This is a genomic window from Paenibacillus sp. Paensp111 (assembly GCF_059492195.1).
This window is the reverse complement of record NZ_CP168527.1, coordinates 3,806,442-3,832,615: the sequence shown is the minus strand read 5'-3', so window position 1 is coordinate 3,832,615 and position 26,174 is coordinate 3,806,442. Positions and strand designations below refer to the sequence as shown.

Below are 26,174 nucleotides of genomic sequence, written 5' to 3'. Positions count from 1 at the left end.
AATGGAAGTGAAAAAGAAAAATATGGGCCTGGTTATTGCCGGACTGCTGCTCGGTATTCTGATGGCGTCGATGGACAACACCATCGTGGCTACAGCTATGGGGGACATCGTTGGCAAGCTGGGCGGACTAGACAAATTCGTCTGGGTGACGTCGGCTTACATGGTTGCAGAGATGGCGGGAATGCCGATCTTTGGCAAGCTGTCGGATATGTACGGAAGAAAAAGATTTTTTATCTTCGGAATTATCGTGTTCATGCTCGGCTCCGTGCTGTGCGGAACGGCAACGTCTATCGTTGAACTGAGTATTTACCGCGCTATTCAAGGGATTGGGGGCGGAGCCTTGGTTCCGATCGCCTTCACCATTATGTTCGATGCTGTACCGGTAGAGTCCAGAGGTAAGCTTGGGGGGCTGTTTGGAGCCGTGTTCGGCCTTTCCAGTATCTTCGGGCCGCTGCTGGGAGCTTACTTGACCGAGTATGCGCAGTGGGAATGGATCTTCTACATTAACCTGCCGCTCGGCTTGATTGCCTTTGTGTTCATCGCTTTCTTCTACCACGAGTCACGCCAGCATGCCAAGCAGACGATCGACTGGGCCGGAGCGATTACCCTGATCGCTGCTGTCATCTGTCTGATGTTCGCTCTTGAACTGGGCGGGAAGAAGTATGCTTGGGATTCGTGGCAGATTCTTGGCTTGTTCGCAGGCTTCGCGGTCCTTACTATCCTGTTTCTGATTGCAGAGAGCAAGGCGAAAGAGCCGATTATCTCCTTTAAAATGTTCAAAAGCCAGATTTACTGGTCAAGTAACGTCATCGGTATTCTGAGCGGCGCAGCTTTTATCACCGCCTCGGTGTATATCCCGATCTTCATACAAGGGGTACTCGGCGGGAAACCGACGAACTCCGGTCTTGTACTCCTGCCCATGATGCTAGGGTCCGTAGTGACGGCTACGATGGGCGGATTCCTGATGACGAAGCTCAAATACCGCACGATCATGATTCCAACTCTGGCTTTGCTAATTGTTGGGCTAGGGCTTCTTACGACCTTGAATGAGTCGACTACCCTGTGGACCCTGCGCTTCTTCATGATTCTTGTGGGACTTGGAATCGGGGCTTCGTTCTCCGTTCTCAGTAACGCAGCCATTCACTCTGTGAAACCGCAGGAACGCGGCTCCGCGAGCTCGACGCTGAACTTCCTGCGTTCTCTTGGGATGACGCTGGGCATCACGGTATTTGGTATTATCCAGAGCCATATGTTCACGAAAAAGCTTGCCGAGTCGATGGGCGCAGCGGGTGGAGCAGCGGGCGAAATTCCAAAAGAGCTGGATCTGAAGGATCCGCATGCGCTGTTGTCTCCAGAAACGCGTAAATTGATTCCTCCGCAAATTCTGGAAAATATCTCCTCGGCCATGTCGTCTTCCATCGTGCAGACCTTCGTATGGGCTGTCATTCCGGCGGCTTTGGCTTTGCTGGCAGCATTCTTCATGGGACGCGATAAGATGGACCCGCATGCTGAGCTTGAAGGAGAATACCAGGCGGGACATTAACACGAAATGTTGAGAAAGGACTCTACGCACAGACCTTGGTCTTGCGCAGGGTCCTTTTTGTCATGGACTAGGGGAATATCGGTCCCTTTACGCCATCTTCGATCAGAGGGGCTTTGGCCCCTTTGGGCTCTGAAGGAACTCGGCTTTCCGCAGGCATATTGATCGCAATGACAGTCGGCTGAGGACTGTAGGTATCCCGCGATATTTTGCGAGTCTCGGCTCTCTCTCCATTAACATATTTATTAACGTAAGTCTCGACAATATAGCCGATCCTGCCCTGCGTTATTACTTGTTGTTCGCCCAGCGCAAGCGTATTGTTCTTGACGAACTTCTGCGGGATGGGCAGGACCTTCACAGTCCGGGAGTCCAGCCTGTAGCTAATATTGCCGGGAATATCTCCGAATAGCTTGATGCTCAGATTGTCCATGTTCAGGGCGGCCTTAATTAGAATATAGTGGGAAGTTGTATTCTTGAACCGAAAATTAATGTATCCTTTGGCAAAAGTCGCATCCTGTCCCTTAGGCAGATAGCTGACTGGAACAGAGTGATTGCGCCGCTCTACGATGCCAAGTCCAGCATGGATGGCGGCATTATACAGCGTGCTGGAGACTTGGCAAATTCCGCCTCCAATCCCGGGGACAAGCCGGCCTTGTACAATTACCGGCGCAGGCTGAAAGCCATATTTTGCTTCGGCCTGATCAATCACTTTGGCATAATCGAAGACCTCACCGGGTGCAAGCAGCATGCCGTCGATCACCCGGGCAGCAGCATCTATGTTGTGTAGCCTGCCTGCCTTACTGGATGCAAGCCCAGTAGCGAATTCGGATATTTTGCGCTGAATTCCCTGGTTCCTCAGCGTGTCCAAAGTTACGGCAGGGCTTTGTTCGGTTAGAGCGACCGGAATGAGGGCGGGTGATCTCTTCCCCGTTATATCCATCACAGATACGGGAATAGACTGCTTAAATGTCTTCTCGAACACTGCCCAGTCAATTCGTGTAACCGGACGCCCCGGCACATAGCTGATGCGGTCACCGGGTCCGATGATCCGCTGCGCGTTGATCGCTTCCCCGAACTGCTTGGCCTCCCAGGAAGGACTGAACGTCCTTCGGAGACTGCTTTTATCCCAATGAACCGTTAGATTCCACCGCTTGGCCAGATGCCATCTGGCTGATGCGCGGCTCCATACGGAACCCTCGGTAAGCTGCTGCACGGCATCTGACCAGTCCTCGGCTGTATAGTGAACTCCTGCCCGTTTCCAGTCGGACACGACTTCGAGCTTAGGAATGTCCCCGGACTCAGGAACCGAGAACAGAATGGGTGTACGCTCCAGACGGGATATTTCCTCACTGAGTTTCCTTTCAGCTGCTTGGAAGGTTAAACCTCCGATCTCTATCTCTCCCACCCTCACTCCGGTTGGAACGGTATTCTTCGCCGCATACAGCTGGAGAAGGCCATAGGTCACGGCTGCAATCAGCAGGAGTGAAATCAGGAAAATCAAAAGAACATGAAGCTTTTTCATTCGTATCACCCTTTATGATTGTTGTGGGACAGGACGCTTAAGCTTAACCTTAAGCCGCATGACATCCGATATATTAGTAGAGGCTGTCTAAGACGATTGTCTGAAAGAAAACCACATCGGAAGCAAATGCTTGTCTCCGGGTTTCAACCGACTGTGGTATAAATCAAGAAGTCTGGAGGCGGCCAGCGACCGAAAGTCCAAGCATTCCCCGTAGTTACGGGCCGCACCCCAAGTAATGAAAACATACTCTAACACCGTCATATAGTGGGCCTGAGGCCTGAAATGGCTGCTTGCTGGGCACCGTTACATTCCTGTGAACAAACGACTCAAGCTATGTATATGTCAAAAGAATGGAAAACTTGCGGGTACTCAAATGGTAACAAATTTGTTACAATGGTTAACGGACTGATGAAATTACTCATCTTTTAAAGGATTTGGCTGGAACGTGTCGAAGTTGTATTATCTTGAAACCTACCTTTTCTCGTTCATATAGATAGCCTATCGATTATTTGTAGAGACATAATTATTTAGGAAGTGATGCTGTGATAGAAATGCAGGATGTATGGAAGACTTATGCGAACGGAACACACGCCCTTCAAGGCGTTTCGGTAAAGATTGACCGCAATGAGTTTGTGTATCTCGTCGGTCCCTCAGGTGCAGGGAAGTCTACTTTTATGAAGCTTATTTATAGAGAAGAAGTGCCTACTAAAGGCCAAATTTCAGTGAATGGATTCAACATCGGCAAGCTGAAGCCGCGCAAGATTCCTTATGTCCGCCGGAATATCGGCGTAATATTCCAAGATTTCAGATTGCTGCCCAAGCTGACCGCATATGAGAATGTTGCCTTTGCGCTTGAAGTAATTGAAGCGCCTAAGAAGATCATCAAGAAGCGGACGCTTGAGGTGCTTGATCTGGTCGGGCTGAAGAGCAAGGCGAACCGGGAACCGTCCCAGCTATCGGGCGGGGAGCAGCAGCGTGTCGCAATTGCACGGGCAATCGTGAACAATCCGTCCGTAATCATTGCGGACGAGCCTACCGGGAACCTTGACCCGGAGACCTCATGGGGGATTATGCAGCTGTTGGATGAGATCAACTTCCGCGGAACCACGATTGTCATGGCGACGCACAACAAGGACATCGTGAACACGATGCGCAAGCGGGTTATAGCCATCGAGCAGGGGAACATCGTCCGCGACCAGCTGAGAGGAGAATACGGATATGACTTTTAGAACCTTCTTGCGGCATTTACGGGAAGGTACGAAGAACGTATTCCGTAACGGTTGGATGTCGGTCGCGTCAATTACATCAATTATTGTGTCTCTTTTTATACTCGGCGTATTTATTCTGCTGGTGCTGAATGTCAATCAATTCGCTGATGAAGCTGACAGTCAGGTTCAGATCAGTGCTTTCCTGAATTCCAAGGTGGATCAGAAGGCGATTCAGGAAGTTCAGACCGAGATCGGCAACATGCCTGAAGTCAGCAGGGTGACCTTCGTATCCAGATCCCAAGGCTTGAAGGATTTCAAGCAGAAGCTGGGGGAGAACGGCAAGGATCTTCTGGAAGGGTATACGGAAGCAACCAATCCGATTCCTGATACTCTGAAGGTGGAAGTGATCGAGCCGTCGACGGTTCCTTTTGTAGCTAGCAAGATCAGTGCCTTAAACAATAAGTACAAGGCGCCCCCCATTTATAAAGTGAATTACGGTAAGGGGACGATTGAGAAGCTCTTTAAGGTAACTCGCGCCATCCGTAATATTGGATTTGTCTTCGTCATTGGACTCGGCATTATGGCCATGTTCCTGATCTCCAATACGATTCGGGTTACAATCCTGGCCCGCCGCCGGGAGATTGGCATTATGAAGCTCGTAGGAGCAACGAATTATTTCATTCGGTGGCCTTTCTTTGTGGAGGGGGCACTCATCGGCTTGATTGGATCACTCGTTACTGTAGCCGTGCTGTATGCCGGATATCATCAACTGGTACAATCCGTGAGTCAGGATATTACGATCCCGATTCATCTAATCTCCATTCAGTCCATCGGACTTCCGCTGGCCGGATTAATTGTTGGACTTGGACTGGTTATCGGCATTTGGGGAAGTACCGTATCCATCCGCAAATTCTTAAAAGTGTAGCGATATGGATTGAGCATTCCATACTATAGATTTTCAAAGAAGGACGGGGAAAATAGAATTGAAAAAATGGTTATCTGTCGTCGTCGTTATGGCTCTGGCCGTTGTTGTCTTCCAGCCTACTGAAGGGTATGCCAAGAAAAGAACGATCGATCAGATCGATCATGAGCTGAGATTGCTGCAGCAGCAGGCCAAGGCTGCGAAGAATCAGCAGCAGCAAGCAGAAGAAGATAAGCAGGAAGCAATGCATTACAAGAATAAAGCTACCAATTTCCTTCAGCAGGTGATGGAGCAGATTGATACGGTAAGTAACGAGCTTGCCGGCATCACTAGTGAGATCGATCAGACTGAAGATCAGCTTCGTGTAACTGCGGAGAAGATTGACCAGACCCAGAAGCGGATCGATGAGCGTGAGAAGCTGCTGGATTCCCGGGTTCGTCTCATGTATACGGACGGAGCTGTCTCCTATCTGGATGTTCTGCTCTCTTCCACAAGCTTCACGGACTTTCTGGACCGTGCGGATTCACTCCAAGCGATCGCCCAGCAGGATCAGACTATTCTCGATGACCACAAGAGAGATAAGGAACTGATTCTAGAGGAGCAGGCGAACTTGAAGACAGCCTATGCCAAGGCGAAGGACCTGTACAATCAAGCTGAATCGCGCAAAGTGCTGCTGGCAGTCAAAGAGAAAGAGAAGCAGAAGCTAATCGCGAACTATCAATCCGATATTGAAGAGTCCGATGATATCAGTGCAAAGCAGGATCAAATGCTGGTACAGATTGCTTCCAAGAGAGCGCAGCTGGGACAGGAGAAGAATAAGCTGAGAGCCGCTCAAATCTATGCATACAACCAGAAGAAGAAGAGCAAGACCGTGAAGGTCGCAAGCTCCAGCAGCAGTTCCCACACCAATTCCAGCAGTTCAAGTTCATCTGGAAGCAGTGAAGGATTCAAAGGAAATGGCGGCTCCATGGGACTTCCTGTAACGGGTGCCCGCATCTCGTCTCCTTACGGTTATCGGATTCACCCGATCACGGGTGTGAAGAAGCTTCATACGGGAACTGACTTTGCTGTCTCCGAGGGAACAGATGTACATGCAGCAGACAGCGGGAACGTAATCGTGGCTGAGTGGTGGAACGGTTATGGTAACTGCGTCATTATTGATCACGGAAATAATATATGGACCTTATACGGTCATCTTAGCAAGATCAATGTGCAAAAGGGCGACAACGTGAAGCGCGGCGAAGTCATTGCGGAGTCCGGGAATACCGGTGCATCGACAGGTCCTCACCTTCATTTTGAAGTCCGTGTCAATGGTACTCCGGTAGATCCGATGCCATATCTATAAGCGGAAATGAGTTTAACTCAAGAAACGGTACCTTAGTTCCTCAGGGATGCAGGTCCGTTTCTGCTTTTTTCTAGATAAATATTCCGTACAAGCTAAACATATACTATGATGGATATCAAAGGCCTGCACCTAGATGGAACGAACTAAAGAAATGAACGTTTGGATTCCGGCAACTACTTGGAGCGCTAAGAAATCGATCATGCAGTTATTAGTTCATTCCATCTAGTCAGCCGGATAAGGAAAGGGCGGTGAATGAACCGTGTATAAAGGACGTACAGTTGCTCTGTTTGTTGTGGTAGCCGTGCTTGTAAGCAGTGTGCTCACGATGACATTAACAGGGAATTGGGGCTTTGTCAGCAGCAGTGGTTCACCGGTTAGTGGGATATTTGCCTCGGTTGGTGGTCAGTCTGAGAGCAAGGATGATCTGAGTAAAATTGAGACTGCGCTCAATCTGGTCAAGAAGAATTACGTGCAGGATGTGGATCAGAGCAAGCTCGTCGACGGAGCCATTAACGGGATGATGAGTGCGCTTAATGACCCGTTCTCTTCTTATATGGGCAAAGAGACCGCAGAGGAGTTCACTTCTCAGATCCAGGGTTCCTTCTCGGGAATTGGAGCTGAGGTATCCATGGAGAATGGGAATGTCGTGGTGGTATCTCCCATCAAAGGCTCGCCTGCCGAGAAAGCGGGGATCCATGCCAAGGACATTCTGTTGTCGGTCAATGGCGAATCATTTGAAGGACTCAGCTTGAATGAAGCGGTCAGCAAGATCCGCGGGCCGAAAGGATCCGTAGCCAAAGTGAAAGTCAAGCGTGCTGGATCAGCAGCCCAGCTGGAGTTCGCGATTAAGCGTGACGACATTGCTATGGAGACCGTTCATGCTCGTATGGAGAAAGACCACGTTGGTTATATCGAGATCACGGAGTTCTCCGCGAATACAGGCAAGCGTTTCGAGAAAGAACTAGGTTCCCTGGAGAGCCAAGGGATGAAGGGACTTGTCATTGACGTTCGTAATAATCCGGGTGGGTTATTGAATGTCGTTGTCGATATGGCACAGCGCCTGGTTGGCAAGGACAAGGTGATTGTTCAGGTGGAGAACAAGCAGAAGCAGCGGGATCAGACTGTGTCCAAAGGTACGGCGAAGAGTTACCCGATAGTTGTGCTTACGAACAAGGGGAGCGCGAGTGCTTCCGAGATTCTGGCAGGTGCGCTGAAGGAATCGGCTGGCGCCAAGCTGGTCGGGGACACCACTTACGGAAAAGGAACGGTACAGACCAGCTTCAACAAGGAGCTTGGAGATGGCAGCCTTCTGAAGATCACGATCGCCAAATGGCTTACGCCAAACGGGGAATGGATTCATAAGAAAGGCATCAAGCCTGACATTGCCGTGTCCCAGCCGGCCTACTTCTCCGTAGCCCCGATCAACAAGGAGAAGACGCTCAAATTTGATATGAACAATGAAGACATTAAGAGCGCACAAGTGATGCTGGACGGCCTTGGATACGCTCCGGGTCGCAAAGACGGCTACTTTGATGCCAAGACGGAGACAGCGGTCAAGAGCTTCCAGAAGAGCAGCAAGCTTCCAGTGAACGGCGAGATTGATGCCAAGACGGCGGATGCCTTGGAGAAAAGCCTGATCGCTCACATCCGTGATCCGAAGAACGATGTGCAGCTTGGGCAGGCACTCACCGAAATCCGGAAGGAGATTGCCTCTCCTTCGTCGAATAAATAAGGAGGCTGATTTCAGCCTTCTTTTTTTCTGAATTAATCCCTACATCTAGCATGAAGCAGAGGAGTGAAGATTACTTGGAAATCGTGCTTGAATGGTTATGGAGGCTGTCGGATGCCCTGGTGCAGTTCCTGGCGCAGCCGTTCTATTATATTTCGATTATTTTGATCATGCTTCAATACAGGAGACAGGTTCATCTAGAACGTAAGCTGTTCCATGTTCGTCTTCACAGTTGGGGGCGTCAGACGTGGATCACTCTGCTCGGCGGACTGCTGGCCGGGATCATGGTATCGCTGGTATCCGCATTTCTGGGAACGACGCTTACCTTTAACGGCGTGCTTCTTATATGGGTCGTTTCTATTGTACTGCTGCTCTTCCGCGTACGTTACCTATGCTTTGCCTATTCGGTCGGCCTGCTTGGTGTAATTCAGTTCATTTTGAGCTGGTTCCCGGATTTCAATTTGGATGGCTTCGGACAAAATGTTCTTACTGCGATCCGCGAACTAAATATCCCGTCTTTACTTGCACTTGTTGCGCTGCTTCATCTCGCTGAGGCGATGCTGGTTAGATGGCAGGGAGCTGCCTTTGCCGGGCCGCTGTTCTATGAGGGCAAGCGGGGAAAAGTGGTGGGTGGTTACCAGATGAAGAGCTTCTGGCCCGTACCGCTGTTCCTGCTTATTCCGGCCCAGACGACAGGCAGCCTGCTGCCGTGGACGCCGTTCTTCGGCGGAGATGCATGGCAGAGCGGCTTCAGTCTGATTGCCCTGCCGGTCGTCATCGGCTTCAGCGAGATGACGGTCAGTACGCTGCCGAAGAATAAAGCCCGCCTGACCTCGGGCCGCTTGCTCGTCTACAGCATCGTGATGCTTGGGCTGGCGATGCTGGCAGGCTGGTGGAGTCCACTGACCGTGGTGGCTGCGCTTGCTGCATTCGTGCTTCATGAGCTACTCGTGTGGTACAGCCGCTTTGAGGAGCAGAACCGCAGCCCGTTCTTTGTCCATCCACAGCGAGGACTGAAGGTGCTTGCTGTGCTTCCTGGAAGCCCCGCTGAAGAGCTTGGGATCCAGGCAGGAGAAGTTATATTTAAAGTGAACGGCACACCGGTGAATACGAAGGAGCAGCTGCACTCCGGGCTGCGGATGAACCCGGCCTTCTGCAAGCTTGAGGTGCTTAACCAGCAAGGGGAGAGCAAGTTCCTCCAGCGGGCCATCTACGCGGGAGATCATCACCAGCTGGGAGTCATCCTTGCACCGGACGATGATGCGCCGGTGGCCTTAAGGCTCAAGCCGCTTTCCCTGCTTGAGCTGCTGTCACCACGCCGCGGCGCGGGAGAGCGCAAGGAAAGCTCTAAGGCAGCCGGAGGCGGCACTTTGGACAGGTAGCAAGCCGTCCGCTTAGAGTGGGCTTGCTTGTTAGTGGTTAAGCCTCAAGGAGCAGCGTTGAACGCCCTTAGTGGAAAGGTTTTAGCCTTAAGAGGGAGCTGAAGGGCTCCTTAAAGGGCAAGCAGTTAAGCCTAAAAGGGCGCTGAAAGGCCCTTTTGATGGCAAGTGGCCGACCCTCAAGAGCGGAGCAAGCTCCTTTGATATCTAGTAGTTAAGCCTCAAGGGGAAAGTTCAATTCACCTTGAGGTCAACTAAATCTTAAGAGAAAGAACATGCTAATCTGCATGTTCTTTTTCTTTTTCTACCCACCCCAAGGCCGCAGAGCATAATCTTTCTACGGCCTTGGGGTGCCCAGCGGAGAAGGAAGAGACTTCTCCAAGCAGAGCTCCTACTCAGGGAGGGCAGGTCAAGGCATGGAGAGGAGATATTGGAGCTGAAGAAGCGAAGCGTTCGCCTTTATCCACGGATTTCAACCCTGAACAGGGTTAAGCAAAATGAGGAAATCCGGGGATAACAGCGATCGTAGGCCCAATAGCTCATTGGAATGACATACACCTGCCCCCACCTGAGCAGCAGCGCAGCCGGCTCTGCAACACTCCTCACTCAGCCCAAAAAGACCGCAGAAGCAATCATGCTCTGCGGCCTTTCCCCTCTTACTTTTGCAGCTGTCTAAGCACCGTAATCTCCACGCGCCGGTTCTTCTGTCTGCCCGCTCCGGTTGCATTGTCCCCAGAGGGGCGCGTATCGGCATAGCCGGCATACTGGAATTCGGCTGCATTCAGCTTGGCCGTATCAATGAAATACCGGAGCACCGACAGTGCCCGCGCACCGGACAGCTCCCAGTTGTCCTTGTAGCGTGAACCCCGGCCAATCGGCTGATTATCCGTGTGTCCTTCAATACTAATCACCGTATCCAGCTTGCGGAACAGGCTGGCCAGCTTGTCCAGGGTCTGGGAAGAACCGGCCTTTAGCTCCGCCTTCCCTACATCGAACAGGAAGCGGTCGCTGAGCGTAATCGTAATGCCTTTTGCCAAATCGGCGACGAAGATCTGATCCTCCAGGTTATTGCTCTTGATATACTCCTGGATCACCTTCATCAGACTCTGCAGCTGCTCCTCCTGCTTACGGAAGGCCTGCTCCCTGTCGGTAAGCGGCTTGGTGCTACCGGAGCTTGCGTCTTTATTGGCCGTGCTTTTATCCGTTCCGGGAGCGGTGGGGGCGGGGTTCTTGGAACGGTACTTGTCAGCCGAGCCTGTAATTCCGGAGCCCTTCTCAAGCAGAGAGTCACCGCTTTTGAACGTGAGCTGCAGCGATTCGGTAACAATGGCATATTTCTCGACATCAAGCCGGCTCATGGCATACATAATGATGAAGAAAATAAGTAGCAGAGTGATCAAATCGGCGTAGGTGATCATCCAGCGGTCCTTGGAGTCGCCGCCTTCCTGGCGTTTTTGCCGGTTCAGCCGCTGTCTCATTCTGAGGCCTCCTCAGGCAGCACTTCAGCACGTTCGGGCTTCTTGTAGGCGAAGGATTCCAGTTTTTTGCGGACCAGCAGGTGGTGGTCTCCGTTCTGAACTGCCAGAATACCGTGCAGCAGCATCTCCATACGAAGGATTTCATCTTCGCCCCGGGTTTTGATTTTGGTAGCAATGGGAAGAAAAATAAGGTTGGCACTTGCCACCCCATACAGCGTCGCGGTAAAAGCGAGCGCAATAGACGGGCCGAGCATCGTCGGCTCCGTCAGACTTCCCAGCACGTGGATGAGGCCCATTACGGTACCGATAATTCCCATGGTCGGAGCATAGCCGCCCGCGGTCTCGAATATTTTAGCGTAACCGTTGTAGCGGTTCTCCGTGGCGTCAATCTCAAATTCCATAATCTGCTTGATCAGATGCTGGTCCGTTCCGTCAACCACGAGCTGTATACCTTCTCTGAGAAAAGGATCCTCGTGCTGGGCAGCTTGCCGCTCTAGGGCAAGTACGCCGGATCGGCGAGCGGTGACGGCCATGGATACGATGTCTTCAGTGATCTGCTCGTGGTCCTGTCTCCGGGACCTGAAGGCCAGGGCTAGTCCATAGGGTATCGTCTTCAGCTTGGAGGCAGGGAAGCTGATCAATACGGCTGCAAGAGTCCCTCCGAACACAATTAAAGCGGCGGTGATCTGCATGAGACCCGTGAATTGTCCACCTTCCCAGATAAACCCGCCGACAATGGCAATCAATCCAACTATGATCCCGACAACTGTAGTTACATCCATGTGGTTCATTCACTCCTTGTTCGGACTCTCCATTGCAACCATTTCATGAAAAAGGTATAATATTATGGGAACAGGCATTCTTATTCATGGAATACAAAGGATTTCCGTGGTTTTATTAGACATCTTAGATGGAATGAACTATAGAAATGAATCTTTAGTTCATTCCATATTGATAAGGGTTATATAAATTAGGAGGCGAGTACGCCTCTTTTCTATAGATATCGACATGAATCGAAGGCTATATATGAACTTAGCATAACGTTTGTAAGTATAAATGGGTACAGAATACTATTTTAGACGATAAGGGTGATGTTGGACAATGAGTGATATTGTCGTCAGTAATCAAAAATTCGAGCTGATCTCCGATTATACGCCTCAAGGAGACCAGCCTGCTGCGATCGGCGAGCTGGTGGAAGGCATCCGAGAAGGCAAGAAGCACCAGACTCTGCTGGGAGCTACAGGAACAGGGAAGACGTTCACGATTGCCAATACGATAGCTAAGCTAGGCCGTCCAACGCTGGTCATTGCCCATAACAAGACACTCGCCGCCCAGCTGGCAAGTGAATTTAAGGAGTTTTTCCCTAACAACTCCGTAGATTACTTTGTGAGTTACTATGACTACTATCAGCCTGAAGCCTACATCCCTTCTTCCGACACCTACATTGAGAAAGATTCGAGCATTAATGAAGAAATAGATAAGCTTCGTCACTCGGCGACGAGTTCTCTGTTTGAACGCCGGGATGTGATCATTGTGGCCAGTGTATCGTGTATCTACGGTCTCGGGTCGCCGGTCGAGTACAGGAACCTGCTGCTTTCCTTGCGTGTAGGAATGGAGAAGCCGAGGAATAAGATTCTGGCAAGACTCGTCGACATCCAATATCAGCGTAATGATATTAACTTCGTCCGGGGGACTTTCCGGGTTCGCGGAGATGTCATTGAGATTTTCCCTGCTTCCAAGGGAGAGCAGGCGGTCAGGGTGGAGTTTTTCGGAGATGAAATTGAACGGATTACCGAAATTGATGTTCTGACAGGTGAGCTGATCGGGGAACGCGATCATATTGCCATCTTCCCGGCTTCTCACTTCGTAACCCAGGAAGAGACCATGCGTGTGGCCCTGGTTAATATTGAACGCGAGCTGGAAGAGCAGCTTGCTAAGTTCCGCGAGGAAGGCAAGCTGCTGGAAGCTCAGAGGCTGGAACAGCGGACTCGCTACGATATCGAAATGATGAAGGAAGTCGGCTTCTGCTCCGGAATTGAGAATTACTCCGGACCGCTGACATTCCGGGAGCGCGGAGCAACGCCTTATACGCTGCTGGATTATTTTCCGGATGATATGTTGGTTGTGATTGATGAGTCCCACGTGACGCTGCCGCAGATCCGGGCCATGTACAACGGAGACCAGGCGCGTAAGAACGTGCTGGTGGATCACGGGTTCCGCCTTCCGTCTGCACTGGATAACCGCCCGCTCAAATTCGAGGAGTTCGAAGAGAAGATCAAGGAAATCATCTACGTATCTGCAACGCCGGGGCCTTATGAGATTGAGCATACCGATACGATGGTGCAGCAGATTATCCGTCCGACAGGTCTTCTTGACCCTGTTATAGAGGTGCGCCCGACGAAGGGCCAGATCGATGACTTGATCGGAGAGATTCGTGACCGGATTGCCAAGGACGAGCGCGTCCTTGTGACCACGCTGACCAAGAAGATGTCGGAGGATCTGACAGACTACCTCAAGGAGATTGGCATTAAGGTCAGATATCTCCACTCCGACATCAAGACGCTGGAGCGGATGCAGATTCTGAGGGATCTGCGCCTGGGGACCTTCCACGTTCTGATCGGGATTAACCTGCTTCGGGAAGGTCTTGACCTGCCGGAGGTCTCACTCGTAGCTATACTGGATGCGGATAAGGAAGGGTTCCTCCGCTCTGAGCGTTCCCTGATCCAGACTATTGGGCGTGCTGCGCGTAACTCTGAAGGTCGCGTACTGATGTATGGAGACAAGATTACGGATTCCATGGACAAAGCGATCAAGGAGACGGAGCGACGCCGTGCTATTCAGATCGCGTATAATGAGAAGCATGGCATTACTCCGCAGACGATCAAGAAGAAGATTCGTGAAATTATTGAGGCAACCAAGGTGGCTGAAGGCAAAGCGGACTATCTGGCAGATGGAGCTCAGAAGATGTCGAAGAAAGATCGCCAAGCTTATATTGGCCGCCTGGAAGCTGAGATGAAGGAAGCAGCCAAGAATCTGCAGTTCGAGAGAGCGGCGGAGCTCCGTGATGCGATATTGGAACTGAAAGCAGAGTAATAACAGATTAAGCGGAACAGGTTCTATCCAAAGGGGAAGAACTCCAAGGAGATGATACGATGGCTATAGAGAACATTGTCATTAAAGGTGCAAGAGCGCACAATTTGAAGAATATAGATATTACGATTCCGCGTGACCGCTTCGTTGTTCTTACTGGACTTAGCGGATCGGGGAAATCCTCACTTGCCTTCGATACCATTTATGCTGAAGGCCAGCGCCGTTATGTGGAATCCTTGTCAGCCTATGCGAGACAATTCCTGGGTCAAATGGAGAAGCCGGATGTCGACTCCATCGAGGGCTTGTCACCGGCCATCTCCATCGACCAGAAGACGACAAGCCGCAACCCTCGTTCCACCGTAGGTACGGTAACCGAGATTTATGATTACTTGCGGCTTCTATTCGCCCGGATTGGGCATCCGCACTGCCCGGAACATGGGGTAGAGATTACCTCCCAGACTGTTGAGCAGATGGTAGACCGAATTATGCAGTATCCGGAGAAGACCCGCCTGCAAATTCTGGCCCCCGTGATCTCAGGTCGAAAAGGAGAGCACAAGAGCTTGTTCGCGGAGATCAGCAAGCAGGGATTTGTTCGCGTACGGGTCAATGGCGAGCTTCGCGATTTGTCTGAGAGCATTGAGCTTGAGAAGAAAAAGAAGCATACGATTGAAGTGGTTGTGGACCGGATTGTGGTGAAGGAGGATGTGAAGTCACGGCTCGCGGATTCCATTGAGACCGCCCTGAAGATGTCAGGTGGTCAGCTGCTGGTGGATATTATCGGCCAGGAGGAGCTGCGCTTTAGTTCCAATTTTGCCTGCCCGATCTGCGGATTCAGCATCGAGGAGCTCGCGCCGCGGATGTTCTCATTCAACAGCCCGTTCGGAGCCTGCCCAGAGTGTGATGGTCTGGGAGCCAAGATGGTCATTGACCCGGATCTGCTGGTTCCAGATACCCGTAAAAGTATCGAGGATGGAGCATTTGAAGCATGGGCTGGCAGCACGTCTAACTACTATCCCCAGTATTTGAAATCTGTTGCGGAGCATTACCATATCCCGCAGGATGTTCCGGTGTCAGAGCTTACTAAGGACCAGATGGACAAGCTGCTCTATGGTACGGGTTCACAGCGGATCAAATTCCGCTATCAGAATGACTTTGGCCAGAGCAAGGAGGCCTACGTTACCTTTGAAGGCATTGTGCCGAATCTGGAACGCCGATACCGGGAGACGGCATCTGACGGAATTCGTGAATTCATCGAGGGATTCATGGGTGCGAAGCCGTGCGGTTCCTGCAAAGGACAGCGCTTGAAGAAAGAGAGTCTAGCCGTGACCGTAGAAGGCCAGAATATGGCTTATGTCACCTCCTTGTCGATTGGGGAAGCCATGAATTTCTTCAAAGATCTGAAGCTGAGCGAGAAGGAACAGACGATTGCCAATATGATTTTGAAGGAAATTAACAGCCGACTCGGCTTCTTGGTGAACGTAGGTCTGGATTATCTGACCATGAGCCGTGCAGCAGGGACGTTATCCGGTGGGGAAGCTCAGCGTATTCGTCTGGCAACCCAGATTGGTTCCAGTCTTATGGGAGTTCTCTATATTCTGGATGAGCCTAGTATCGGTCTGCATCAGCGGGATAACGACCGTCTGATTGAGACCTTGAAGCATATGCGCGACCTTGGAAATACGCTGATCGTGGTTGAGCATGATGAAGATACGATGCTCGCTTCCGATTATATTATCGATATTGGCCCAGGCGCGGGGATTCACGGGGGGAATGTTGTGTCTCAAGGTACCCCGAAGGAGGTCATGGAAGATCCGAACTCCTTGACGGGACAGTATTTGAGTGGACGCAGATTCATTCCTGTGAGTGCGGAGCGTCGCAAGCCAGACGGAAGATGGATCGAGATCCGGGGCGCGAAGGAGAACAATCTCAAGAATCTGAATGTGAAAATTCCGATTGGGGTATTCTCTGCTGTCACGGGGGTCTCCGGATCAGGCAAGTCGACACTCGTTAACGAGATTCTCTATAAGACACTCGCACGTGACTTGAATCGGGCGAAGGTTCGCCCGGGGCAATACCGTGAGATGAAAGGCCTGGAACATGTGGAGAAAGTCGTTGATATTGACCAATCTCCAATTGGACGTACACCCCGTTCTAATCCGGCGACTTATACAGGCGTCTTTGATGACATTCGTGATCTGTTCTCCCAGACGAATGAGGCCAAGATCCGCGGCTACAAGAAGGGACGCTTCAGCTTTAATATTAAGGGCGGCCGCTGTGAAGCCTGCCGCGGGGACGGAATTATCAAGATTGAGATGCACTTCCTGCCCGACGTCTACGTTCCTTGTGAGATTTGCAAAGGCAAGCGGTATAACCGGGAGACCCTGGAAGTGAAGTATAAGGACAAGAGCATCGCCGATGTCCTGGAGATGACCGTGGAGGATGCGACCGAGTTCTTCCAGAACATTCCGAAGATTCATCGTAAGCTTCAGACGATTCTGGATGTAGGACTCGGCTATGTAACTATGGGCCAGCCCGCCACGACCTTGTCTGGTGGCGAGGCACAGCGGGTGAAGCTGGCCTCTGAGCTGTACCGCCGCAGTACAGGCAAGACGATGTATATTCTTGATGAACCTACTACCGGACTGCATGTGGATGATATAGATCGCCTGCTTAAAGTGCTTCACCGTCTGGTAGATTCGGGAGAGACAGTACTGGTTATCGAGCACAATCTGGATGTAATTAAGACCGCGGATTATCTGATCGACCTGGGTCCAGAGGGCGGAAGCGGGGGCGGAACGATTATTGCTACCGGTACGCCTGAAGAGGTTGTTAAAGTTAAAGAGTCGTATACAGGCAAGTATCTAAAGCCTGTGCTCGAGAGAGATACGAAGCGGAGTGCGGAACTGCGGGAGCAGGCTGCTTCTACAGTGTAAGCCTCTTACGAGGTCGGAATTTGTGACTTCATTGCTCGTCGTAAGTAGGAGTGAATAATTGAATAGGCTCCCTTGACGGAGTTGCATATCCAACATGTGAACTTGTTACAGTAAGGTCACACGAGGGCATCAACTCTGATGAGGGAGCTTTCTTTTGCATTTTTTAAGGCGGATTTTGAATTTTTTCGTGATTTCTCTTGCATCTGCCTTATTGTGAAGATAACATATAAGAAGATGTGTAAATTTTGTGAATTCAGAGGGGGTCCCAGCATGTGGTTGCTTGCCATCGAGCCAGGAGAAACAACAACAACCTTTAATATGTTTGATATTTTTATGCTGCTGTTCACTGTTCTCATCCTGATCGGGGTGTATCGCCTGATTAAGGCCCGTGACAAGAATCTTTTTGCAATCGGTTTCGGAATTGTTAGCTTGCTCGTCTTCTTGGCATCGGACTTTGCCATGATCAAAGCTTGGTTTAGCAGCTAATTAGTACGAACATTAGAGAGTTCTGATTTAATAACGATGAACTTCAAGGCACCTTGTCTGCACACAAGCAGACAGGGTGTCTTTTAATTTTACTGGGTGCAATCAGGTGCTTTAAAGACCCTTATATATAAGTTGAACTTAAAAATTCCTATAGGCAAGCGTGTGAAATGATTCTGGAGAATCGAATAAAAAATTTAACAAAAGAAATCAATAGTTTAACTTATTTAGAGACGAATTGTGAGGGCAATCAAACTGTGATACATTGAATCTACCAATACATCCCATTTTCATAGAAGTGGGTAGTAGAGTTTCGATTTAGTGAGAGAGGGCCGGTGAGAGGATGAAAGTGAAGAGTAAAGCAGCTGTAGGATTGCTGTTGGGCACCGTGATCGGGGTGAGCGGTTGTGTGACTGCATCAGCTGAGAATAACCCGAAGGCATCACTGACTGGCACGATATCGATTGCTGCAATCAAGACAAAAGCTGCGAACAAGGCTGCTCCGTCCAAGCCGAAGGCAGCTGGGGTTACAACTACGCAGACGGATATCATTCCTCAGATCATTAAGAAGGTCTCTCCCTCAGTTGTAGGTATTATTGGGAGGACCACAAATGCGGAGAACAAGGATCAAGGGGACAGTAGGTACGACCTGGCTCACGGAACAGGAGTCATCATAAAGTCCGATGGATGGATCGTCACGAATACCCATGTGGTACAAGGCCTCACGAACGCCCTCGTTGTTACTTCGGACGGGAAGTCTTACAGTATCGCGGAGTCCTATGAAGATGAGGTCAGTGATATTGCACTTATCAAAATAAACGCCAAGAACCTCCAGCCCGCCAAGTTTGCGGTCTCTTCTCAAAATGTACTGGTCGGCGAAAAAGTAATCGCTCTAGGGACACCGATCTCCTTCTCCCTGCGTAACTCAGCGACTCAAGGAATTGTCAGCGGACTAAACCGGGCTGTGAATGCGGCATACCGACTGATACAGACCGATGCGGCCATTAATCCGGGTAACAGCGGCGGTCCTCTTTTAAATATGAAGGGTGAGGTCATCGGGATCAATTCCATGAAATTTGAAGCCGTAGGCGTAGAGAATATGGGCTTTTCCATACCAGCGGAAACGGTTCAGTATGTGGTGAGACAGCTCTTTAAATATGGAGAGGTGAATCGACCTTCGCTCGGAGTCAGTCTGGAGGAAAGCTGGTCAGCTATAGTTGGACTGCCGGGAGACGAGCCTATGACGATCACCAAGGTGAATTCCGCAGAGGCCCGCAAGGCCGGACTGCATGAAGGAGACGTGCTTTACCGGGTGAATGGGAAGAAAATATCCTCGGTAGTTGACCTGAATGAGCTGCTGAAATCGTTCAGTCCCGGCCAGACCGTGACGCTGTGGCTGGAATCGGATGGAGACATTTTGACCCGCAAGCTGGTCCTTTCCAAGGATACGGGCTCTTCAGCAGACGCGGGGAGCGAGGGTGACGATGCATAGCAGGCGGCCTTTAAATGTAGGATTAATTCGGGAGGAACATTTAACGCAGCGGCCTTATTTGTAATCAATTGTTCAACTTTAATAGATTCTGAGGAGAAGAGGTTGAATCTCGGTATGAAAAAATTTCACAAGACAGGTGTCCTCCTTCTTAGCCTGGCCCTAACCATCGTGTCTGCTGGAGTACACAACACGGCACATGCCGCTGAGGTACAGGGACAGGAGCTGCGCATCAAAGTGGGCAGCAAGAACGCGGAGATCAACGGCTCCGCCCAGACCATTATTCAACCTTATCAGACACACGGCGTTACCATGGTTCCGCTTAGTGTATTCAAGAAAGCGTTCGGAGCCGACATCAAGCTGGGGGACGGCAATACGGTCAAAATTATGAAAGGCAAGCACACGATTACGCTCACGCTAGGAAGCCCGGTAATTTGGGTAGATGGGCATAAGCTCAGATCGGAAGCCGCGCCAGCGATGCTTCATAATACATTTATGGCTCCTCTGCGGATCGTTGCCAGCGGGCTTGGAGCCAAGCTGAGCACGGGAGAAGGTGGACAGATTATTGTCCGGCTTGGGCAGGATGAAGCCGCAGATCCTGGTGGCGATGGAGGTATAGATATCGATACCGGGAAGACCAGAATCGGCAACAGCTACTATGGGTGGACGATGCAGTATCCTAGCGGGCTCATTCCGGGTAGCAGCGGCGATGAGAGCATGGCCACCTTCTCCGATAGTGAAGATACCTACTATTTGGAAGTTCATGCCGGATCAAGAATCAGCGAGACTGCCGATGTGGATACTCTGATGGATACACTGCTCACTAGCGCCAGGAACAGCGGGGAGACCGTGCTGGATCAGCAGGTTTTCCCACAGGCCAAGGTTCCATATGCCAGAATTGTGACTACAGATAAAGATGGGTCCATGTGGCAGGAGCGGGCTTACTATGGGGAAGGCCGAATATATACGCTGTACCTGGCCTCCCAAACGGCCAAGAGCTATAAGGATCTGCAGAAGTATGACGCTCTTTTGAATACCTTTGAGCCGGGGTTCGACCGGGCGGACAAGACTGTTAAAGACTTATCCAAAGTCAAGAACGGGATGACGACAACCTATAACGATGACTTTGGAATTTCACTGCAAATTCCCGCTGAGTGGACGGCCGATAGTTCGCACAGCGTGTACACAGGCAAGGACGGCACGACACTAAGTATACACGCGGCCTCTGCTCCTGCGGGTCTGACCTTGGACAGCTGGGCTGCTCAGCTGCAAGAGCAGTCGAAGCGAATGTTCCTTCCAGATGCTTATAAATGGGGAGGGACCACTCCCGTTGAAGCTGCAGGCGAGAAGGCACTGCTCCAGCGGTCCGAATATTCCTACGGGGACGGGTGGTATCAAGAGCAGCAGCTATTGCTGATTAACGGAGGATACCGTTACCTTCTGGATTACTCGGCACCAAAGGGTCCGGAGGCTGGGCAAGACCGTTTCCAGGATATTCTGGCATCGCTGGATATTGACTTTGAGGGCAATGCCGAAATTCTCGGGTCTCTTGAGGATTATTATTTCCTAACGGATACGACCCGAAGTGTACTCAAAACCTCGAATAACTACCAATACACAGTGAACATCCCGCGGTACTGGACAGCTGTAAATGAACGCTACGAGCAATCTCAGGCTGAATACCAGTTCCCGGGCGGAAGCTTCAGGCTCGAAGCGGATTCGAGCAGTGATCCGGATTTAACGATCTGGCAGCTGAGAAGCTATTATACGGAAGCCGCCAAGAGCGTTAAGGACTTTACGCTGCAGGGTATAGACAATGTGACCCTGAACGGAGCTCCGGCTACGGTAATCCGTATTCATCAGACTGTGAAGGGCGCGGGGCAGTCCAAGCAAGTGATTCTATTTAGCGATGGCAGCGGCCAATTATACCGGATTACCACTACTTTAAATGATGCCAACAGCACCCCGGAGCAGAAGTCCGCGATCGAGAAAGCCGTCCAATCTTTTAAATTTGTAAAATAAAGTAGGTACGGCGGTAATATGAAGCAATGGTGCAGGCAGTTATAGCAGAAGTCGACGAGCAGATCCTTAAAGGGATCTGCTTTTTGCTAATTTCTTTTCACTAGAGCATTCCCCGGATTTCTGATAAACTATATTAGTTACACTGACGTTAGCTTGAAATTCATGGTTTGCCTTTTAAAATATATCTGATCGGTTAGCCGATCCAGGAGGACATAAATGAGCAGTACGGCATTAACAAGACAAGACGTGGAGCTGCTGGCACCCGCAGGAGATTGGGATTGTATGCGTGCCGCAGTGGCGAACGGGGCAGACGCGATCTTTTTCGGTGTGGAGAAGTTCAATGCGCGGGCACGGGCGAACAATTTTCGGATGGCAGAGCTGCCTGAGATCATGGCGTATCTTCACAGCTATGGAGTCAAAGGCTTCCTGACCTTCAACATTCTCGTATTCGAGAATGAATTGGCCGATGCCAAAGAACTGATTGAAGCTTGTATCGATGCGGGCGTGGATGCGGTCATTGTGCAGGATTTGGGTCTGGTCAAAATGATCCGCGAGATCTCCCCGGACTTCCCGATTCATGGTTCTACGCAAATGACGATCACCTCTCCGGAAGCCGTCGAGTTCACCAAACCTTTCAATATGGAGCGTGTGGTACTCGGACGGGAGAATAATCTGAAGCAGATTCAGAAGATTGGCGAACAGGCCAAGCTGCCGATGGAGGTATTTGTTCACGGGGCACTCTGCGTATCCTATTCAGGTCAATGCTTGACCTCGGAAATGTGGGGCGGACGCTCGGCGAACCGCGGAGAGTGCGCGCAGGCCTGCCGTCTGCCGTATGACCTGATGGTGGATGGCGAACAAAAGCCGATGGGTGATGTGGCTTACCTGCTGTCACCTAAGGATTTGGCTGCGGTGGATATTATGCCTGAGCTGATTGAAGCCGGCGTAACGTCCTTCAAGATTGAAGGACGGATGAAGAGTCCGGAGTATGTGGCCAACGTGGTCAGCAAGTACCGCAAGGCGATTGACCTTTATTTTGACGGTAATGAAGAACGTATATCCAAGGAAGAAATTCGTGAGCTGCAGCAGAGCTTCTCGCGTGGGTTCACCCATGGCTTCCTGGAGGGTACGAATAATAAGAAGCTCGTAGAGGGGACTTTTCCCAAGAGCCGTGGCGTATATCTCGGCCGTGTGGAACAGATTCTAAGGGATGGCGTCGTCTGCCGTCTGGATGCTCCGGTGAAACGTGGTGACGGAATTGTATTTGATGCCGGAGACCCTACGAAGAAGGAAGAGGGCGGACGCGTCTACGATCTGCGCCGCAAAGGCGTGAAGATCGAAGGGGAAGCAGGCGAAGGCTGGATTATCGATATTATTCCTGGCCGCAATGACGTAGACCTGCGCAAGCTGCATGTGGGCGACCGGATCTGGAAGACGAGTGACCCGGCGCTGGATAAGCGGATGCGTCAGACGTATGAGACGGAGAAGCCATACCGGGTGTTCCCGGTTCGTGTTCGGGCGATTGGTCATCCCGGTCAGCCGCTCGTGACCTTCTGGACGGATGTTCAGAAGGGAACTACCGTGCGGGTGGATTCCGAGATGGAGCTTGAAGTAGCACAGAAGCGCCCGATGGATCATGAACTGCTGGAAGAGCAGTTCGGCCGCCTGGGCGGCACGGTGTTCCAGCTCGAAGAGCTGGATACGGAGCTTCATGGCGACGTGATCGTGCCTATGCGCGAGCTGAACAGCATCCGCCGCCGTGCGGTGGAGCAGCTTGCCGGCGAGCGTCCCAAGCCGCCCGTCTACGTGAAGCGGGCGGTAGAGGTCTACGGCGACGCGGCGTACTCCGCGCAGCCGATCCCCCGCGGTCAGGCGAAGCTGACCGCGCTGTGCCGCAGCCTGGATCAGGTTCAGGCTGCACTGAAGACCGGCGTCGACATGATCTATGGCGACTTTGAATTTATCAAGCAGTTCCCGGCAGCGGTAGACGCCGCTCGGAGCGCCGGCAAGCAGATCGCGCTGGCTACGCCGCGCATTCATATGCCTGGCGAGAACGGCTACCATAACAACATCCTGCGTCTTCAGCCCGACGCGGTGCTGGTTCGCAACACCGGTGCGCTGTACTTCTACCTGCGCCACCGGCTGGAGAATCCTTTGGCGCCGCAGCCGAAGCTGATCGGCGACTTCTCCCTCAACATCGCGAACCATAAAGCGGTTGAGTTGTTCCTGGAAGCGGGTCTCGATACGGTGACCCCTTCCTATGACCTGAACATTCAGCAGATGGTTGACCTGCTCGGCAAGAGCCGCACGGCTGACATGGAGATTGTCATTCATCAGCATCTGCCGATGTTCCATACGGAGCACTGTGTGTACTGTACCTTCCTGAGCGAGGGAACGGACTATACGAACTGCGGACGGCCTTGTGAAGATCACCGAGCTTCCCTGCAGGACCGGATCGGCATGTCTCACCCGGTACGGGTCGATGAAGGCTGCCGGAATACCGTGTACAATGCGATTGAGCAGTCGGGCGCGGAATATTTGAACCATTTTCTGGAGTCTGGCGTGCCAAGCTACCGGGTAGAATTCCTGGAAGAGACACCGGATCAGGTGCTCGAGGTAATTGATCTGTATACCCGTGCGCTGCGCGGAGAGATCAGCGGAACCCAGGTATGGAAGCAGCTCAAAGCTACGAACCAGCTCGGGGTTACCCGCGGACAGCTGGTGAAATAAGAACCGTGGATAGGAGAGACAGAGTCTCTCTGGCTCATCCACAAAGTCAAGGCCGCCCTTAGGGGCGGCCTTTTTAGTAGGACTATGAATTCGATCGCGCGTCCTCGTAGCTTTTATATTGAATTCAAAATCCTCATGGTATCTGACTCTCCTATCTCGTACCCAAGAATTCCTCATCTTTACCATACCTTGGTCTAGCATCTCACCACGCAACCCTTACCCAAGCTCCGTCCCTCTCTCTTGTCCAGCTGAAGTCCTGTCCGGCTGCATGACTCACCCCGCCCAGTCTCTGATCATATACTGCTTCAAATAGATCCATAAGGAGATTGGACGATGATGAATTATTTTTCAGGGGATCAGGTACGCCCTGCTGGAACGGAGAAGGTTATCGACCGGAAGATTGGAGACGTGACGGGAGACGGGGTGCCGGATACCGTTACCCTTACGGGGCAGACAGGAGCGGCAGGAAGTCCTTTTATTACAGGAATTACCTTAGTCGTTCACAGCTGGGGGGACCGCCGCAAGTACCGGGTCCCGCTTCGCAATAATGTGGGGTATCAGCCTACATTGTTCCTGGGCGATTTTACCGGAGACGCGATCTCCGATGTGCTGGTACGCATAGATTCCGGCGGTTCGGGTGCGATAACCTTTGATTATGTCTATACGTTCACGGGGGAACAGCCGAAGCTGCTGTTCGACTCCGAGCAGTACAACCAGCAGTGGAATTACACAGTTAATTACCTGGATTTCTACCGACTTCAAGTGAACAGCCCGCATTCTGGAAAGAGCTTTACGGTAGATATTTCATCAAGGGGCAAGGAATATTTGGATCAAGTCTATAATCCCGACGGCACTTTGAAAAAGCCTGTTCAAGGCTTTGTAGACCCGCTCAGCGGCTTGTACCCCATTGATCTGGAACGCGATGGAACCTATGAGCTGATGGCACTCCAGGGAGTCAGCGGGCTTTATCATGCCGACCGGTTCGGTTATATTACCAACTTGCTCAAGTGGAATGGGAGCTCCTGGGAGCTCGCGCAGCAGTGGTTTTCTTTTCTTGGATAGTAGAGACTATTCTGACAGATTGTGTTCCCCTTTAATACGAACATTGACACTGACACGCGGGTATCATAGACTTGAATTAAGCTTTTAAAAATGATTCAGGGTGGAGCAGTTGGCTCCATTTTCTCATAATCTCAGTTGGCGGAGCGGTCAGAACCAGATGCTCCGTTTTTTGAGGTGATCATGTACACCGCTGCGTTTTTGGAGGAATGGTTTTGAAGCAAATAATAGATGAGTGGAGACACGTATTTAAGCTGGATCCGGACAAGGACATTTCGAATGAGGATTTGGAGGCTGTGTGTATGTCGGGTACCGATGCCATCATGATCGGCGGCTCCAGCGGAGTTACCTACGACAATACGGTAGACCTCTTGTCGCGTGTCCGGCAGTATGAGGTTCCTTGTGTGCTGGAAATATCGGAACTCGAAGCTGTAGTTCCAGGGTTTGATCTGTATATGATCCCCATGGTACTCAACACAAGCCGTCCCGAGTGGATCATCGGCCGTCATCAGCAGGCCATTGAACGTTATGGGTATTTAATTCCTTGGGATCTTGTTGTTCCGGAAGGTTATATCATACTTAATCCGGAGTCTACAGCAGCCAAGCTGACTGGCGCCGCCGGCGGACTGTCCATCTCCGAGAGCACGGCATACGCTCAGACGGCGGACAAGCTGATGTCCCTTCCGGTCGTATATATTGAGTACAGTGGAACCTTTGGTGATATGGAGCTGGTCTCCTCTGTCCGCCGATCTTTGTCCAGATCCCGTCTGTTTTACGGCGGTGGAATTACGGACACCGAGACCGCGCGCATGGCTGCTGATGCAGCCGACACGATCGTCGTTGGCAACATCATCTATACGAACCTGCCCCAAGCCTTATCGACCGTATCTGCAGTAAAAGACTGAAAGCAAATCCCGTAGGGAGAGCGCTCCCAGCACGGAGTAGCACCAACAGCACCGAAGCGCCGCCCCCTGGCGTTGCACAAGCCTAAAGCGAATCCCGCAGGGAGAGCGCTCCCAGCACGCAGCAACACCAGGCGCCGAAGTAGCACCCTCGAGCCTTGCACTAACGTAGAGCGTGTCCCGCAGGGACGACAAGCGGCTCCCTAATCCCAACAATCTCACTTTATATATAGCAGCTCTCACAGCCTAGGAACTTTCAGTAACTAAGAACCGCTACAATTCAAGCGGGTCCCGTAAGGGACGGCAAGCGATCCCAAATCCAGCCTAACCAAGTCCCTGTGCT

17 protein-coding genes are annotated in these 26,174 nt (G+C 51.3%); 14 read left to right on the top strand and 3 right to left on the bottom strand.

The window, feature by feature from the left end; genetic code table 11:
- Position 1 precedes the first annotated feature (1 nt).
- Entirely contained in the window at positions 2-1,543 is a 1,542-nt protein-coding gene (locus tag ACEN86_RS18080; RefSeq protein WP_495631877.1) for an MFS transporter, read from the top strand.
- Positions 1,544-1,610: 67 nt separating this feature from the next.
- Here the strand turns inward: ACEN86_RS18080 and ACEN86_RS18075 are convergent, their stop codons facing one another.
- Entirely contained in the window at positions 1,611-3,062 is a 1,452-nt protein-coding gene (locus tag ACEN86_RS18075; protein ID WP_495631876.1) for a VanW family protein, read from the bottom strand.
- 542 nt (positions 3,063-3,604) lie between these two features.
- Between ACEN86_RS18075 and ftsE the strand changes: the two genes are divergently transcribed.
- The 5 genes from ftsE (at position 3,605) to ACEN86_RS18050 (ending at position 9,648) form a co-directional block, all read left to right on the top strand.
- Positions 3,605-4,291 carry a cell division ATP-binding protein FtsE gene (ftsE, locus tag ACEN86_RS18070; RefSeq protein WP_495631875.1) on the top strand — a complete coding sequence of 229 codons (687 nt, stop codon included), beginning with the start codon at positions 3,605-3,607 and terminating at the stop codon, positions 4,289-4,291.
- Positions 4,281-5,195, top strand: a complete 915-nt coding sequence (gene ftsX / locus ACEN86_RS18065; protein ID WP_495631874.1) for a permease-like cell division protein FtsX — start codon at positions 4,281-4,283, stop codon at positions 5,193-5,195. Before ftsE ends, ftsX begins: the two co-directional genes overlap by 11 nt.
- A gap of 58 nt (positions 5,196-5,253) precedes the next feature.
- The gene (locus tag ACEN86_RS18060; protein ID WP_495631873.1) at positions 5,254-6,537 is read left to right on the top strand and encodes a murein hydrolase activator EnvC family protein; all 1,284 of its coding nucleotides are present in this window, start codon (positions 5,254-5,256) and stop codon (positions 6,535-6,537) included.
- Between the two features lie 259 nt (positions 6,538-6,796).
- Positions 6,797-8,269, top strand: coding sequence for a S41 family peptidase (locus ACEN86_RS18055; RefSeq protein ID WP_495631872.1), 1,473 nt, complete (start codon positions 6,797-6,799; stop codon positions 8,267-8,269).
- A gap of 74 nt (positions 8,270-8,343) precedes the next feature.
- Entirely contained in the window at positions 8,344-9,648 is a 1,305-nt protein-coding gene (locus ACEN86_RS18050; RefSeq protein ID WP_495631871.1) for a PDZ domain-containing protein, read from the top strand.
- A gap of 653 nt (positions 9,649-10,301) precedes the next feature.
- On the opposite strand, the gene ACEN86_RS18045 is transcribed toward ACEN86_RS18050, so the two are convergent.
- Both ACEN86_RS18045 and ACEN86_RS18040 read right to left on the bottom strand, forming a co-directional pair.
- Positions 10,302-11,123 (bottom strand): flagellar motor protein MotB, encoded by an 822-nt coding sequence (locus tag ACEN86_RS18045; protein ID WP_495631870.1) that lies wholly within the window; start codon positions 11,121-11,123, stop codon positions 10,302-10,304.
- Positions 11,120-11,905 carry a flagellar motor protein gene (locus tag ACEN86_RS18040; RefSeq protein ID WP_495631869.1) on the bottom strand — a complete coding sequence of 262 codons (786 nt, stop codon included), beginning with the start codon at positions 11,903-11,905 and terminating at the stop codon, positions 11,120-11,122. Before ACEN86_RS18040 ends, ACEN86_RS18045 begins: the two co-directional genes overlap by 4 nt.
- A gap of 319 nt (positions 11,906-12,224) precedes the next feature.
- Here ACEN86_RS18040 and uvrB point away from each other — a divergent pair, with 319 nt between their 5' ends.
- The 8 genes from uvrB (at position 12,225) to pcrB (ending at position 25,834) form a co-directional block, all read left to right on the top strand.
- Positions 12,225-14,216, top strand: coding sequence for an excinuclease ABC subunit UvrB (uvrB, locus tag ACEN86_RS18035; RefSeq protein WP_495631868.1), 1,992 nt, complete (start codon positions 12,225-12,227; stop codon positions 14,214-14,216).
- Positions 14,217-14,275: 59 nt separating this feature from the next.
- Entirely contained in the window at positions 14,276-17,146 is a 2,871-nt protein-coding gene (gene uvrA, locus ACEN86_RS18030; RefSeq protein WP_495631867.1) for an excinuclease ABC subunit UvrA, read from the top strand.
- Between the two features lie 270 nt (positions 17,147-17,416).
- A complete protein-coding gene (locus ACEN86_RS18025) occupies positions 17,417-17,632 on the top strand; it encodes a DUF2759 family protein (protein WP_127198347.1) in 216 nt (71 codons plus the stop codon).
- A gap of 340 nt (positions 17,633-17,972) precedes the next feature.
- Positions 17,973-19,121: a S1C family serine protease gene (locus ACEN86_RS18020; protein WP_495631866.1), complete on the top strand. Its 1,149-nt coding sequence runs from the start codon at positions 17,973-17,975 to the stop codon at positions 19,119-19,121.
- Between the two features lie 114 nt (positions 19,122-19,235).
- A complete protein-coding gene (locus ACEN86_RS18015; protein ID WP_495631865.1) occupies positions 19,236-21,140 on the top strand; it encodes a stalk domain-containing protein in 1,905 nt (634 codons plus the stop codon).
- Between the two features lie 216 nt (positions 21,141-21,356).
- Positions 21,357-23,870, top strand: coding sequence for a U32 family peptidase (locus ACEN86_RS18010; protein ID WP_495631864.1), 2,514 nt, complete (start codon positions 21,357-21,359; stop codon positions 23,868-23,870).
- 333 nt (positions 23,871-24,203) lie between these two features.
- Complete coding sequence (locus ACEN86_RS18005) at positions 24,204-24,932, top strand: YybI family spore inner coat protein (RefSeq protein WP_495631863.1); 729 nt, start codon at positions 24,204-24,206, stop codon at positions 24,930-24,932.
- Positions 24,933-25,138: 206 nt separating this feature from the next.
- Entirely contained in the window at positions 25,139-25,834 is a 696-nt protein-coding gene (gene pcrB / locus ACEN86_RS18000) for a heptaprenylglyceryl phosphate synthase (protein ID WP_495631862.1), read from the top strand.
- The last annotated feature ends 340 nt before the right edge of the window (positions 25,835-26,174 follow it).

What these genes read in the sequence shown, in the direction of transcription:
- ACEN86_RS18075 (WP_495631876.1), bottom strand. Translation starts at nt 3,062, where the DNA reads ATGAAAAAGCTTCATGTTCTTTTGATTTTCCTGATTTCACTCCTGCTG.
- ACEN86_RS18010 (WP_495631864.1), top strand. Translation starts at nt 21,357, where the DNA reads ATGAGCAGTACGGCATTAACAAGACAAGACGTGGAGCTGCTGGCACCC.
- ACEN86_RS18015 (WP_495631865.1), top strand. Translation starts at nt 19,236, where the DNA reads ATGAAAAAATTTCACAAGACAGGTGTCCTCCTTCTTAGCCTGGCCCTA.
- ACEN86_RS18045 (WP_495631870.1), bottom strand. Translation starts at nt 11,123, where the DNA reads ATGAGACAGCGGCTGAACCGGCAAAAACGCCAGGAAGGCGGCGACTCC.
- ACEN86_RS18040 (WP_495631869.1), bottom strand. Translation starts at nt 11,905, where the DNA reads ATGGATGTAACTACAGTTGTCGGGATCATAGTTGGATTGATTGCCATT.
- ftsX (WP_495631874.1), top strand. Translation starts at nt 4,281, where the DNA reads ATGACTTTTAGAACCTTCTTGCGGCATTTACGGGAAGGTACGAAGAAC.
- ACEN86_RS18025 (WP_127198347.1), top strand. Translation starts at nt 17,417, where the DNA reads ATGTGGTTGCTTGCCATCGAGCCAGGAGAAACAACAACAACCTTTAAT.
- ACEN86_RS18020 (WP_495631866.1), top strand. Translation starts at nt 17,973, where the DNA reads ATGAAAGTGAAGAGTAAAGCAGCTGTAGGATTGCTGTTGGGCACCGTG.
- pcrB (WP_495631862.1), top strand. Translation starts at nt 25,139, where the DNA reads ATGGTTTTGAAGCAAATAATAGATGAGTGGAGACACGTATTTAAGCTG.
- uvrA (WP_495631867.1), top strand. Translation starts at nt 14,276, where the DNA reads ATGGCTATAGAGAACATTGTCATTAAAGGTGCAAGAGCGCACAATTTG.
- ACEN86_RS18080 (WP_495631877.1), top strand. Translation starts at nt 2, where the DNA reads ATGGAAGTGAAAAAGAAAAATATGGGCCTGGTTATTGCCGGACTGCTG.
- ACEN86_RS18005 (WP_495631863.1), top strand. Translation starts at nt 24,204, where the DNA reads ATGATGAATTATTTTTCAGGGGATCAGGTACGCCCTGCTGGAACGGAG.
- uvrB (WP_495631868.1), top strand. Translation starts at nt 12,225, where the DNA reads ATGAGTGATATTGTCGTCAGTAATCAAAAATTCGAGCTGATCTCCGAT.